The sequence below is a fragment of the Hallella sp. genome (assembly GCF_037460745.1).
In the GTDB taxonomy this organism is placed as follows: domain Bacteria; phylum Bacteroidota; class Bacteroidia; order Bacteroidales; family Bacteroidaceae; genus Prevotella; species Prevotella faecis.
Genome location: NZ_JAXVAE010000104.1, coordinates 1 through 14,166, shown reverse-complemented (window position 1 = coordinate 14,166; position 14,166 = coordinate 1). Strand labels below are relative to the sequence as shown.

Sequence of the window (14,166 nt, the reverse complement as noted above, 5' to 3'; positions counted from 1 at the left end):
CACTTTATTTGATGAATTTTAATAACTATGCGATTTTATCGCATCAGTACTAGTGTGAAATGTTAAATGGGGAGTGTTGAATGTAATGCGTAGATTGTAACTGATTGAATGTTAGAGGTTTACAAAAGCATGCTGAGAATCGCGTATTTGCGCCCAACATTTCTTTCGTTCAAAAGAACAGTGTAGTTTTTAGTATAGATTGTTGGATGTTTTTTGAGTTCGATGGCCTCCTCATAGCTTGTGCAATATGCAAGCAGTAGAGTGCCGAAGGGTTGAAGTATGTTAGCGCTGAAACAACTTTTTAATGTGTTTTTAAAGAAAAAAAAGTGCTTTTGACATGGTTTTGTAACATTTTTAATATATATTTGCAACCATAAAACCAACTCGATGAAACGAACCTTAATATTACCGCTTTTATACTTGCTTGCTGTGCTGAACCTTTCAGCCCAAACACCTATATATGATGTCACGGCCTATGGTGCCTGCGGCGATGGTAAGACCAACGACGCGGCGGCCATCCAGCGCGCCATCGACCAGTGTTGTGCCGATGGAGGAGGCCAGGTGTATTTTCCCAGGAACCACACGTTCCTGGCCGGTCCCATTGAGCTGAAATCGAACGTCGAACTGGTGCTCGACGCCACGGCCACGCTCAAGGCCCATCCCGACGAGAGTCTTTACCGCCTCAGCGCCTTCGGCAAAAACGAGGGCGAGGGCATGCTCTGGCTCTGGGCCAAGAATTGCCGCAACCTCTCTTTCTCGGGCAAGGGAACCATCGATGGCAACGGAGTGGCTTTCATGGGTGCTGAGCTCAGCGACTCCTACGAGTTGAAACCCGTCACCACGTTCGATCCGCGCCCCCATGTGCTCACGCTTTACGGCTGCAAGCAGGTCAACCTGCGCGACATCACCGTTCGCGAGGGAGCCTATTGGACCGTGCATTTCGTGGGATGCGACGATGTGGTGGTCGACGGCGTCAACCTGCTCAACAACCTGAAGATACGCAATGGCGACGGCATCGACATCGACCATTCGCGCAATGTGCGCATCTCCAACTGCCATATCACCTCGGGCGACGACTGCATCTGCCTGAAAAACCGACGCGAGTTTGCCGAGTATGGCTCCTGCCACAACATCACCGTCACCAACTGCACCATGACCTCGCGCTCGTGCGCCGTGAAGATTGGGTCGGAAAACATGGACTCTATATATAATGTGACCATCGCCAACTGCATCATCAGCGCCAGCAACCGAGGCCTGGGCATACAGAACCGCGATGAGGGAACCATCACCGACGTGTCGTTCTCCAACATCATCATGGACTGCCGCCTGTGGTCCGACGTGTGGTGGGGCAAGGCCGAACCCATCTACGTCACCTCCTATCCGCGTGCCGACGGCAACAACAAGGATGCCAACTGGCGCTTCCCCAAGGGCCAGACCCATGGCCGCTCGGGCGAGGTGAGCCGCATTTTCTTTACCGACATATTCGCCACCTCTGAGAATGGATGCTTCATCGGCGGCGACACCGACACGAAGGTCAACAACATTACGCTCAACCGCGTGCACCTCAACCTGCGCCCGCAGACCCCTTACAAGGGCGGCGTGTACGACAAGCGCCCCTGCCGCGACGAGGGATTCGTGCGCGACAAGGTGTATGGCCTCTATGTGGAGAAGGCCTCCGCCGTAACCGTCGACGGCCTCACCGTGCAAGCGGCGCCTGGCATCGATTACGGAGGCGAACGCAATGAAGCCACTATAAAAACTATCACACATTTTATAAACTAATCAACTGAACGCTTATGAAAAAAGGTAAGAAACAATTGAAGGTTAGATTGCAGCGCCCGTTGCTATCAGCCGCTTTGTTGCTTTGCGGAGCCACGGCCATGGCACAAGGTCTTAGGACAGGTGTCATCACCGATGCCAATGGCGAACCGCTCGTTGGCGTGAGTGTCTTGGAACAAGGCACCCAAAACGGAACCACGACCGACGCCAATGGTCGTTACCGTCTGACAACCACAAAGGCCAACGCCAAGTTGCGCGTGTCCTACACGGGCTATGAGGCACAGATCATCAGTCCCGGACAGAATGCCCAGATGAAGGAGTCGAACGAAACGCTCAACGAACTGGTGGTTGTGGGTTACGGCACCATGCGCCGTAAGGATGTCACTTCATCGATCACCACGGTCAATGCCAAGGACCTCAATCAGGGCGTGTTCACCGACCCCGCACAGATGTTGCAGGGCAAGGTGCCCGGACTCTTTGTTACCTCTACCGGCGACCCCAACGGATCACCCAGCATCTCGCTGCGTGGTGCCTCATCGCTCCGCTCGGGCGAGGCCATGCAGCCCTACTATGTCATCGACGGCATTCCCGGTGTGGACATCTCCATGGTGGCCCCCGACGACATCGAGTCGATCGATGTGCTGCGCGACGCCACCGCAACCGCCATCTATGGCTCGAAGGCCGCCAATGGTGTCATCATCATCACCACGAAGAAAGGAAAGGCTGGACGTACCAACGTCAGCTATAACGGATATGTAGGCTTCGACCGCGTGGCCAAGACGCTCGACATGATGAGTGCCAGCGGCCTCAAGGCCCTGAGCCAGGAAACGGGTGTTGCCGTCGACGACAACGGTGGCGATGTGGATTGGCAGAAGGAAGTGCTCCGCACGGGTGTCAGCCACAACCACAACCTCAGCATCAACGGTGGCAACGACAAGACCAAGTATATGGCCAGCGTTAGTTACCACAACCGCCAGGGTGTGGTCAAGGGCAGCGACATGAGCCGCCTGAACGTGCGCTCGTTGCTGAGCACATCGGTGCTCAAGGACCACCTCGACCTCTCTGTGGGTGCCAACATGATGTATGGCGAGTATGCCGGTGTGGCCATGGACAACGAGGGCGCATCGGTCATGGATGCCATGAACTATTTCTCACCCCTCAATCCTGTAGATTGGGCCGGTAAGGACAAGAACTACAACCCCTTGCGCATGATCGACGAGGATACCAGCGAGAACTCTTGGAAGCGCCAGCAGTTCACCGCCAAGGCCACTCTCCACATCATCGATGGCCTCGACCTCAACGCCAACTACTCGTATGGCAACCGTCAGCGCACATCAAGCAGCTACCACTCAACCCTGTCGGAGATCACCACAGGCCAAAACGGAAAGGCCAACCGCAACACCAGTCAGGGACACGAGAGTACCTTTGAGACATACGCCAACTTCAGCCACACCTTTAATAAGGTGCATAGCCTCTCGCTCATGGCCGGTTACTCATGGGAGGAACGTGTAGGCAACGATGGCTTCGGACTGACCGTTCACAATTTCTTCGACGATTATGTGAAGTGGAACAACCTCACTTACGCCAGCACCATCGACGGCATTTCAGGCGTGTCGAGCGACGTGAAGGAAACGGTTCGCAACATTTCGTTCTATGGCCGTGTCAACTATTCGTATAATGGTCGCTATATGCTCCAGGCCACCGTCCGTCGCGACGGTTCATCGGTGTTTGGCAGCAACAACCGTTGGGGTACCTTCCCCTCAGTTAGCGCCGCATGGAACATCACTGAGGAGCCCTTCATGAAGAACCAGAACCTGTTCTCCAACTTGAAGCTGCGTGTGGGTTACGGTGTCAGCGGTAACGCCCTGGGCTTCGGCGCTTATTCGGCCGTGGCCACTTACGGAGCCAGCGGATATTTCGATTACACCGACGAAAATGGTGTGACAACCACCTATCGCACCCTTGCCGCTACGAAGAACGCCAACCCCAACCTGAAGTGGGAGTCGACCGGCATGTTCAATGTGGGTATCGACTATGCTTTCCTCAATGGCCGCATCAATGGAACCATCGAGTTCTACAACAAGAAGACATGGGATCTCATTTGGAACTATCCGGTCTCTACCAACGTCTATCCGTTTGGCGACATCAACGCCAATGTGGGTGAGATCACCAACCGCGGTGTGGAGTTTACCATCAACGCCGACGTTATCCAGACAAAGGACTTCCGTTGGAACACCTCGCTCAACCTCTCGCACAACATGAACCGTGTGGACAAGCTCTCCAACGAGATCTATCACACCGACAAGTTCACGCAGGGCGACCCCATGGTGGCCGGTGTGTCTAACAATGGTTACACTCAGCGCATCCTCGAGGGCGAGCCTCTCGGAACGTTCTACACGTTTGAGTTTGCAGGCTTCAACGACCTCGGACAGTCAACCTACTATGTCCACGACGAGAATGGCGCCCGCACAGGCGAGGTTACGACCGCTCCCGACGACAGCCGCGACCGTGTTATCACGGGCAATGCACAGCCCAAGCTCAACCTCGGATGGAACAACACCGTGAGCTACAAGAACTGGTACCTCACCGCTTTCTTCACCGGTGTGTTTGGCAATAAGATCTACAATGGCACACGCGCCAGCTACATGGCCGCCTCTAACCTGGCTTCTGCTAGCGGCACCAAGAACGTGCTTGCCGACTTTGCCACAGAGCAGGTGGTGAAACTCAGCGATGGCAGCAAGGTGATCAACACCAGCACCAACTATCCCTCTGACCGATGGATCGAGAACGGCAGCTACCTCCGATTGCAGACCTTGTCGCTTGGCTACACCTTCCGCAACTGCTTCGACGGTTGGATCAACAGCGCAACGCTCTATTTCACGGCCAACAACGTATTCACCATCACCAGTTACAAGGGGCTCGACCCCGAGGTCTACATGGGTGGAACGGCTCCTGGCGTCGACTATCGTTGGAGCGTTTATCCCCACACACGCACTTACATGGTTGGTGTGAAAGTAAACTTTTAAGTTTTAAACCATAAAAAAAAGACTTTCAATATGAAAAAAAATATATTGATCATGTGTGCGGCAGGTATGCTCGGCTTAACGACCGGTTGCACCGACCTGGATGTTTCCGTCGACTCTCAGTACACGGAGTATCCGTCTTCAGAGATAGCGCAGGAGGCCAAACTTTCCGATGTTTATTACCACTTGTTGGGTACGCTGGGGCGCCGTTACATGGAAGCTCAGGCCTTGTCAAGTGATGAATGGGTTAGCATCACCTTCGACGGCGACTATTGGGACTCGGGCACATACGCCCACATGTGCCAGCACAACTTCTCGCCCGACGACGCCTCTATCGGTTGGTATGAGGATGTGGCTTCAGGCATCACCAAGGCCAACTTCGCCATTCGCGATATGGGTGGCAGCAACGGTGGAGCCGGTGTGGCTTCGGCCCGTGCCATCCGCGCCTTCTACCACTTCATCCTGATGGACAGCTATGGCGACGTGCCTGTGCTCGACTCTATTGTGGGCGAGACCGACGTGATACAGCGCCAACCCCGCGCCAAGGTGGCGCAGTTTATCGCCGATGAGTTGGAGACCGTTATCCCGCAGCTCAAGACCGAAGTAAGCAAGAACACCTACGGAAAGCCTACCCGCTGGATGGCTGAGGCTTTGCTCGCCAAGCTCTATCTCAACTGGCCAGTCTATACGGCTGCCAGTGTCGACGCTTACGATGCTGCCAGCTATTCCAACGATAAGTTGAACCGCGTGGTGGAGCTGTGCGACGATATCATCCAGAGTGGCAAGTTCGATCTCACCGATTCGTACCTCTCAAAGTTCTACCCCAACAACGGTCCGCAGATCAAGGACTTCATCTACGCCATGCCTTACGATGCCATTAAGCAAACGGGCATGCAGTATGGCCGCCCCCGCACATGGCGTAAGGCCAACGACGCTGGTGGCAGCTACTATGGCACCAAGCTCTCGAGGTCGGTTGGTGGCAACTTCTCCATCACGCCGGAGATGTCGGATCTGCTCATGGGCCTGAGCCAGGACGACCGCCAAGGACACGTTCTCGCGGGAACCATCTACGTTTACGATCCTGTCACTTACAAGAAGACCTCTACGCCTTGGACCTACAAGGGCCACACCATCACCTTGTCAAAGACCATCACGCTGAAGGAGAATGGCGAGGATCAGCTCAATGTGGGCAACGACGAGAACGGTTACAACCAAGGCTACAAGTCGGTGAAGTGGATCATTTCGGACGCCGACTTCATGAATGGACGTAACCAAGGCAACGACTTGCCTATCTTCCGTTTCGCCGACATCATCCTGATGAAGGCTGAGGCCATCACCCGCGGTGCCACGGCTACCAACGGCGACACGCCCCAGAGCCTGTTCAACCAGATCCGTTCGTATGTGCACGCTCCCCAGATCGACCACAACCCATCGCTCGAGGAGATCTATAGTGAGCGCGGACGTGAGTTCTTCGACGAGAACTGGCGTCGTAACGACATGATCCGTTTCGGTCATTTCGAGGACGAGTATGGCTTCCACAAGAGAAGCTACAAGAACGCTTCCTTCGACAAGACCCGCCGTGTGTTCCCCATCCCGACTTCTGTCTTGAACAAGACCGGTTGGAGCCAGAACGCCGGTTATAACCACTAATAGATGAAGTCTCCCCCTGATCGGGACGCCACACCTTAGGCCGTGGCGTCCCATCAGTGGGAGATTTATGCTTTTTTAGAAGCCTTTTCCATGGGCTGCTCTGACACCAGCCATTGCCTTCCCTGACCTTTTCCATGGGCTGCTCTGACACCAGCCATCGCTTTCCCGGAGTTTTGGTCGTGGCTTCCCGTGGATGCTTCTTCGTTTTATAGTATTGCTTTTCTTTGTTTTCATGATGCGCACACTGCTCTTACTGATCCTCTTTTTGACGCAAATGCCGGTCTGGGCCGATCATCGAGACTTGGCCGGTTGGGTCGATCCCCGCATAGGAAGTGTGGGGTTGGGCCGTACGTTTGTGGGACCGTCCATGCCTTTTGGCATGGTGAAGCCGGGCCCCGACTGCCTGTCGATGCCCAACGCCGGATGGGCGCCCATGCCCGAACCCGTGAAAGGGTTCTCGCAGACACACGTCAGCGGCACCGGAGGCGGACAAAAGTATGGCAACGTGCTCATCCAACCCATTCTGCTTACCGACACCCCCACCCATACGCCCCTGCTGATGCCCAACAACCGTGTGTGGAATCAGCCCGTTTACGTCCAGCGGCGCACGGCCGAAGACTTCTCGCTGGGCTATTACCGTTGCTCGTTCAGCAACGGAATCACGACCGAAATAACCACCTCTGAGCGCTGTGCCCTCTATCGCCTGCGCCATGCCGACGGCCTTTTTGTCGATGTGGCCTCATTCCTTGGCATGGATTCCATCCCCAACAAGCGTGAGGCGCAGCAGTTTGTGGGATCCTCCATCCACCTTGTCAACGCCCATGAGCTGCAGGGCCACACCACCGTTCGCGGTGGATGGAACAACGGCGGGCCCTACACCGTTTACTTCTGCCTGCGGAGCGAGGTGCCCTTCGCCGCGACGGAGGTCCATGATAGCTTGTCGGCCAAGCTCCTTTTCCGCACCCATCCTACCTCCATGGCTCCCGATTCGGTGGTGTTGGTCAAGGTGGGCGTGTCGTATGTGTCGGAACTTCAGGCTCAGCGCAATGTGTGTGGCAACGACTTCGACACCCAGCTCGACACCCTTCGCGCCACATGGTCGGCCTTGTTGGGACGCGTGCCTTACCAGGGAACGCCCAAGGAGCGGCGCATGTTCTACACAGCCCTTTACCACACCCTTCTCATGCCCATCGAAAAGACAGGTGAGGAACCGGCCGCTTACCGTCGCCCGATGGCGTCGACGGCGTTGTCGGCCGACCGCCAACTGCCCTATTACGACGATTATTATGCCTTGTGGGACACCTACCGCACGTCGTTCCCGCTGCTCATGGAGTACTATCCCGAGCGTGCCACCGACATGGTCAACGCCCTGCTCAACATCTATCTCCACGAGGGCTACATGCCCGACGCGCGCAGTGGCGATTGCAATGGGCGCACGCAGGGAGGATCGCATGGTGAGGTAGTGATGGCCGAGGCTTTCGCACGCGGCCTGAAAGGCGTCGATTATGAGTTGGCGTTGCAAGCCATGCTGAAAGATGCCGAGGTGCCACCCGCCGACCATGAGAAGGAGGGGCGTGGCGGACTCGAAGAGTATAACCGACTGGGGTACATTCCCTATGGCATTCCACGCGCCGGAACACGAACCGTGGAGTATAGCTACGACGATTGGTGCATCGCGCAGGTGGCGTGTGGCTTGGGCCGCGACGACCTCTACCGGAAATACCTCCAGCGGTCGCGCAACTGGCGCAACCTGTGGCGCGCCGACTACGAATGGCAGGGCATGCGCGGCTTTATCATGCCACGCGACGCCAACGGGCAGTGGCTCGACTCGGTGGTGTGGGGCCAATCGGCCGTTTACCATCCCACCATCGCCTATCGCCCCGACACCAAGGTGGCGCCCTGGTACATTCCCTGGTGGAACACGTTCTTCTATGAGGCGCTGTCTGCCGAATACTCGCTCAGCGTGCCTCACGACGTGCCCGGACTGGTAGAGCTCTGCGGTGGCGACTCGGCCTTCCGCCGCCGTCTCGACATCTTTTTTGAACAGGGGCATTACAACGTGGCCAACGAGCCTTCGTTTCTCACGCCTTACCTCTACCATTACATCGGACGGCCCGACCTCAGCGCCCAGCGCGTGAGCCAGATCGTGCGCGACAACTACTCTGACGCGCCCGACGGACTGCCCGGCAACGATGATGGCGGAGCCATGTCGTCGTGGCTCGTGTGGGCTCTTCTGGGCCGCTATCCCGTGGCGGGGCAGGCCACGTGGCTCCACATACCGCCCGTGCGCATCCCTGAGGAGGCGAAGGCCGCACCCACGGCTCACCTGTCGCCCTCGCAAAAGGCGTATCCCATGCCTGGTGGCAACCCCATGCTAACCGCCCGCTTCGTGCTCAATCGGCAGTATCGCAACTGGCCGTTGGCGTGGACCTTGGAGACCGACACGCTTCGCATGGTGTGTCATGGAAACGAGTATCGCATACCGTTGTCGGTGGTCGAGGGAGCCGACGCGTTTTGTTGGGACAGTCCGCAATGGACGGGGCGCAGCTACGCCTGCCACGGCACCTTCCTCTTCATCTCACGCGCGGCCCTTCGGCAGTTGCTGCGTCGCCATCGGTTTGTTTACGACGGACTGACGTGGCGCGAGGTGGAACGGCGGAAAGGGGTCGTGCACGTGCGAGCCGATGTGGATGGCACGGAGATGTGGATAGCCACCGATAGGCCACTGCCCTTCGTAATCAAGATGATGAATAACAAATTAGGAATAGACTGGACATTGGAATGAAGAAAACACTATTGACTTGTGCGCTGTTCTTCATGGCGCTCCTCGCCACCGCCCAACCCACTTGGGAGCAGTTGGGGGGTGTTTACTATGCTTATCCCGAACGGTCGGGCGCCGATTTCCGTGTGCCCGAGGGGTTTCGGCCGTTCTACATCAGCCATTACGGCCGTCATGGGTCGCGCTGGCTGACGAGCGACAGTCGCTATGAGTGGGTGAACAGTCAGTTTGCCGACAAGCGAAACCTCACGCCGCTGGGACGCGAGGTGGCCAAACGGTTGCGCAAGATATGGCGTAACGCGAAGGGAAACGGTGGAAAGCTCACACCGTTGGGCGCCAGGCAGCACAGTGGCATTGCCTACCGCATGGCGCAAGCCTACCCGTCGGTGTTTGCCAACAGGCCCGTCGTGAGGGCCTGCAGCAGCGCGTCGGATCGCTGCCGAAAGAGTATGGAGGCGGCTTTCCGCACCTTCCTGGCGCTCCCCAATGGCTTCCTGGTGGTCTGTAAGACCGATTCGGCTGACATGGCGTGGATAGCCTACAACTCGCCCGAGGAGCAACGGCTTACGGCGGCTACCAAGGTGGTGGCCCGTGTTACGCCCGACCGATTCTTGAAGGCGCTGTTTCGAGACCCAGCCAAGGTGGCCGATGGGCTCCATCTCATGAGCGAACTCTTCACCATTGCCACCGATATGCAAGATGTGGAAATGCCCATTGGTTTCCAGGATGTGTTCACGCGTCAGGAGGCTGAGGCGTTCTACGAGCAAAACAACCGTCGGATGTGGATATGCAATGGTCCTTGCGCCATGAACAACGGCATTCCGGCGAGGAGCGCCATCGGCCTGTGGCAACACATCAAGGCCGATGCTGACTCGGCCATTGCCCGCGGACAGCATGGCGCCGACCTGCGCTTTGGCCACGACACCAACCTCTACCGCCTGCTCACGCTGCTCAGGCTGAGCGGTGCGAAAAACCGGCCGGCCGACGGTGTGGACCGCATGGATAGCGTTGTTCCCATGGCGGCCAACCTGCAAATGGTGTTTATGAGGAGCCAAAAGGAACCGGGTGTCTTCGTGGCGTTCCTCCACAATGAGCGCCCGGTGTATGCCGTGGGCTGCCCGTCGGTGAGCGCCAGTGGCTACGTCTATGCGTGGGACTCGGTGAAGGTGTTCATGAACCGGCGCTTGGCGGAGTTGGAACGCTTGCGCATGTTGTCGGAAATCAATACCCAGGTGGGTACCGACCAAGCCGTTACGCGATCGAAAGGCATCTACGGCAAGGGATCGGAGGAGCACGGACAGACGCTTCCGGCTGTGCTGGTGCCCCACGGACAAAACTTCTGGACACCGCAAACGCGTGCCACAGAGCGCAAATGTGTGGCGCCATATTATTATTCCGACAGTTTGTTGCAGGGCATTCGCTGCAGTCATTGGTTGGTGGGCGGATGCACGCAGGACTATGGGTCGTTTACCATCACGGCGCAGGGCGAGGGCCCAGTGCGCCTGGGGGTGGAGGAGGGCGCCACGCCCTTCGACCATGCCGATGAGCTGAGCCATCCCCATTACTATGGCGTCCGACTGCCGCGTGAGCGTCTGCGCGTCGAACTGACGGCCTTGTCGCACGCGGCTTTGCTGCGCATCACGCCCGAGGTGGATGGCGAGGTGCACATCGTGGTGCGACCCAATAGCGACGAGCGTGAGGGTACGGTGCTGCTCGATACCTTGCGCCAGCGTGTCTACGCTTCCAATCCGGTTCACCGCATCTACCAAGGGTGGGGCGAAGGGGCTGGTTTCGCCGGGCACCTGTCGTTGGAATATACCGATCCTCTCGTGCGTTCGGGGGTCAACGACTCGGTGGTTTGGCTCACCTTTCAGGGCAAGGCCCACCAACCCATCGTGCTGACCGCAGCCACTTCGTTCACCAGTAGGGAGCAGGCCGACCACAACCGCATGGCCGAGACCAATGGCCTCGACTTCGGAGGAATGATGGTTGCCAACGCCAATCGGTGGGACAAGCGCTTCGCGATGGTCGACGCCGCCGATGCCGACACGGCCAAGGTGAGGCAGTTTTATGGTGCGCTTTACCGCGCGAGTTTCCTTCCGCGCGAGTTTAGCGATGTGGCCAATGCCCAAGGCATGCGCCTTTGTCCCCGCTTTGCCGATGGCAGGGTGGAGGCCAATGAGCCACAGACGATGTATATGGACTTCAGCATGTGGGACATCTACCGCGCTGAGATGCCGCTTCTCTTGCTGATGGACACTACGCTGACGGCCAACATGATGCAGAGTCTCTGCCGAATGTATCGGGCGGGCGGATGGATGCCCATCTTCCCTTGTTGGAACGCGTACACGGCGGCGATGATAGGCGACCATGCGGCGGTGGTGTTGGCCGATGCGGCGGTGAAGGGGGTGAGGGGATTCGACCTTCCTACGGCCTACGAGGGGGTGCGAAAGAACGCCTTTGACACGCCGGCGGACCTTGCCGTTTATCGCGATGGCATGGGCCGCCGTGCGCTGACCAGTTATCTGCGCTATGGCTATGTGCCGTTGGAGGATAGTGTGCCCGATGCTTTTCACACACGCGAGCAGGTGAGCCGCACACTGGAATATGCCTACGACGACTTCTGTGCGGCGCAACTGGCCAAACTCGTGGGAAACGAGGCCGACGCCAAACGGCTCATGGAGCGGTCGCACAACTGGCAGCATGTGTTCAATCCCATAACCCGATGGGCCGATGGGCGCCATGCGCCCAAACGTGGCAAGAAGGCTGGCGGTGCCTTTCTCGGCAACACCGACTTGCTGGGCCGGGTGCCGTTTGTTACCGAAGGGGCGGTGGCCCACTATTCGTTTTATGTGCCCCACGATGTTTACGGACTGATGGAGGCTATGGGAGGACGCGACAGTTTGTCGGCTCGCCTCGACCGTCTGTTCGACCTTCGCCCTACGGCCACGGGCCAATGGACGACGGGGCGCATGGCTTATTGGCATGGCAACGAGCCGTGCCACCACATTGCCTACCTGTACGCCTGGACGGGGGAGCCGTGGAAGACGCAACTTCTCGTGCACGACATCCTGCAAACTGAGTATCTCGATGAGCCGGGGGGATTGTCGGGCAACGACGATGCTGGGCAGATGAGCGCCTGGCAGGTGTTTGGCATGATGGGCTTTTATCCCGTTTGTCCCGCCACACCTTATTACATCATAGGGTCGCCATCGGTCAGTCGTGTCAGGCTGGGGCGTTTTGAAATGGTGGCGGAGGGCGTGACCGACAAGAATATATTCGTTCAGTCGGCCACATGGAATGGGCAGCCTTACAACCGCGCTTATATCACCCACGACATGATAGCGCATGGCGGACGACTCGTGCTCACCATGGGAAGCAAGCCCAACAAGGAGTGGGGGAGTAGCACCGCATCGCTGCCGCCCAACACCGCGCACTAATGCACCGCAAGAAACCCCACGTCGGTCATTAGATTGGGGTTAAAATCTAATGACCGATGTGGGCTAAAGCGTGACAAAGAAAAATGCCAGACCGTCAATCGATGTTGACAGTCTGGCATTTTTCAATATGCGTCTTTGTTGGGTTTTACCAGTTTCGGCGCTATGGTTTTAGCGCTCCTTGCCAAAGATTCTCAGCAGATAAAGGAAGAGGTTGATGAAGTCGAGGTAGAGCGAGAGGGCGCCCATGAGCGCCATCTTCTGCGCTGTCTCGCCCATGTCGGTCTGCATGGCGAGCATCTGCTTGATCTTCTGAGAGTCCCAAGCGGTGAGGCCCACGAAGATCACTACGCCAGCATAGCTCAGCATGAGGTCGAGCATGCTGTTGTGGAGAAACAGGTTGACCACCGTGGCAAGGATGAGGCCGATGAGCGCCATGAAGAGAATGCCACCCAACTTGGATAGGTCGCGCTTCGTGGAGTAGCCGTAGAGGGCCGTTGCGGCGAAGGTTCCTGCGGTGATGAAGAACACACTGGCAATGGAGGTCAGCGTGTAGGCCAGGAAGATGGCCGACAGCGTGACGCCATTGATGGCCGAGTAGAGGATAAACAGTGTGGTGGCTGTGGTAAGCGACAGGTGGTTGATGCGTGCCGTGGTGTAGAACACCAGGCCCAGCTCGGCGAACAGCAGGATCCAAATGGCTGCGCGGTTCATGTAGATGAGCTGAAGCAATGCAGGACTGGTGGCCACGCCGTAGGCGCAGATGCCCGTGATGGCCAGAGCCAACGTCATCCATACATATACTTTACGCATCAGGGCGGGGAAGGCACTGCTCAGCGCTCCCTCTTGTCTGCGAACGATTTTCTCAAATTCTTGTATTTCCATGTCTTTTGGGTTTTGTGATTATTTGTAATTTGCAAATTTATGGCTTTACCTCATCAAAAGCAAGAACCGTGCCATTTTTTAATGTTTTTTGTGTTCTTATACAGTTCTTGTAACTGCTCTGCACCCTATAATCATGAGTAGTAACGATTTGCAGCAAATACGTAATTCTTCTGCCTCCTATTACATCATTGGCAGTTACACGCTCCGCCATGTGTCGGGATCGTCGCGTGTGTGGTGTGAGCGCCTCAAGGTCATCACCCTTCCTCGCCACCTGGTGGTCAACGCTAACGCCCCTCGCCCATAGGGCGCCACCTCCCATCACGGCTATTCCCAACGCATCTCCATGTTGCCTTTCGCCTCCATGCGTTCCGAAAAACGGTAACAATCTATAGCCAAATCTACACGTTTCTTTTCCGCGACGCAAACATTTGCTGCAAATACGCCATTCTCAGCGTGTTTTTGTAATTACCTAACAGTCAATGTGTTGTGCTGTTTTCCTTGTGTTCGGCAGTTCCTGTTCAACATTTTGTATTGCCGTTAGGCATCTTTCGTTCCTCGAAACATGCCTAACCCCGCTGCGAAACCTTCCCAATCGAGGCACGGTTAGCCATCT

At 56.8% G+C, this 14,166-nt stretch carries 7 protein-coding genes; 6 read left to right on the top strand and 1 reads right to left on the bottom strand.

Translation table 11 applies throughout. The features are described from left to right. Positions 1 to 387: 387 nt before the first annotated feature. The 5 genes from WKK33_RS06650 to WKK33_RS06630 all read left to right on the top strand — a co-directional run bounded on the left by WKK33_RS06650 (position 388) and on the right by WKK33_RS06630 (position 12,671). Positions 388 to 1,782: a glycosyl hydrolase family 28 protein gene (locus WKK33_RS06650; protein ID WP_337933031.1), complete on the top strand. Its 1,395-nt coding sequence runs from the start codon at positions 388 to 390 to the stop codon at positions 1,780 to 1,782. A 14-nt stretch (positions 1,783 to 1,796) separates the two neighbouring features. Beyond that, entirely contained in the window at positions 1,797 to 4,805 is a 3,009-nt protein-coding gene (locus tag WKK33_RS06645; RefSeq protein WP_309438817.1) for a TonB-dependent receptor, read from the top strand. A 30-nt stretch (positions 4,806 to 4,835) separates the two neighbouring features. Then, on the top strand, positions 4,836 to 6,452 hold the full coding sequence (locus tag WKK33_RS06640; protein WP_337933030.1) for a RagB/SusD family nutrient uptake outer membrane protein: 1,617 nt from the start codon (positions 4,836 to 4,838) through the stop codon (positions 6,450 to 6,452). Between the two features lie 232 nt (positions 6,453 to 6,684). After that, a complete protein-coding gene (locus WKK33_RS06635; RefSeq protein ID WP_337933029.1) occupies positions 6,685 to 9,237 on the top strand; it encodes a GH92 family glycosyl hydrolase in 2,553 nt (850 codons plus the stop codon). Beyond that, positions 9,234 to 12,671 (top strand): GH92 family glycosyl hydrolase, encoded by a 3,438-nt coding sequence (locus WKK33_RS06630; RefSeq protein ID WP_337933028.1) that lies wholly within the window; start codon positions 9,234 to 9,236, stop codon positions 12,669 to 12,671. Before WKK33_RS06635 ends, WKK33_RS06630 begins: the two co-directional genes overlap by 4 nt. A 168-nt stretch (positions 12,672 to 12,839) precedes the next feature. Here the strand turns inward: WKK33_RS06630 and WKK33_RS06625 are convergent, their stop codons facing one another. Next, positions 12,840 to 13,553, bottom strand: a complete 714-nt coding sequence (locus WKK33_RS06625) for a Bax inhibitor-1/YccA family protein (RefSeq protein WP_215759536.1) — start codon at positions 13,551 to 13,553, stop codon at positions 12,840 to 12,842. 133 nt (positions 13,554 to 13,686) lie between these two features. Between WKK33_RS06625 and WKK33_RS06620 the strand changes: the two genes are divergently transcribed. Further along, positions 13,687 to 13,857, top strand: a complete 171-nt coding sequence (locus WKK33_RS06620) for a hypothetical protein (RefSeq protein WP_330003789.1) — start codon at positions 13,687 to 13,689, stop codon at positions 13,855 to 13,857. Positions 13,858 to 14,166: the final 309 nt, after the last annotated feature.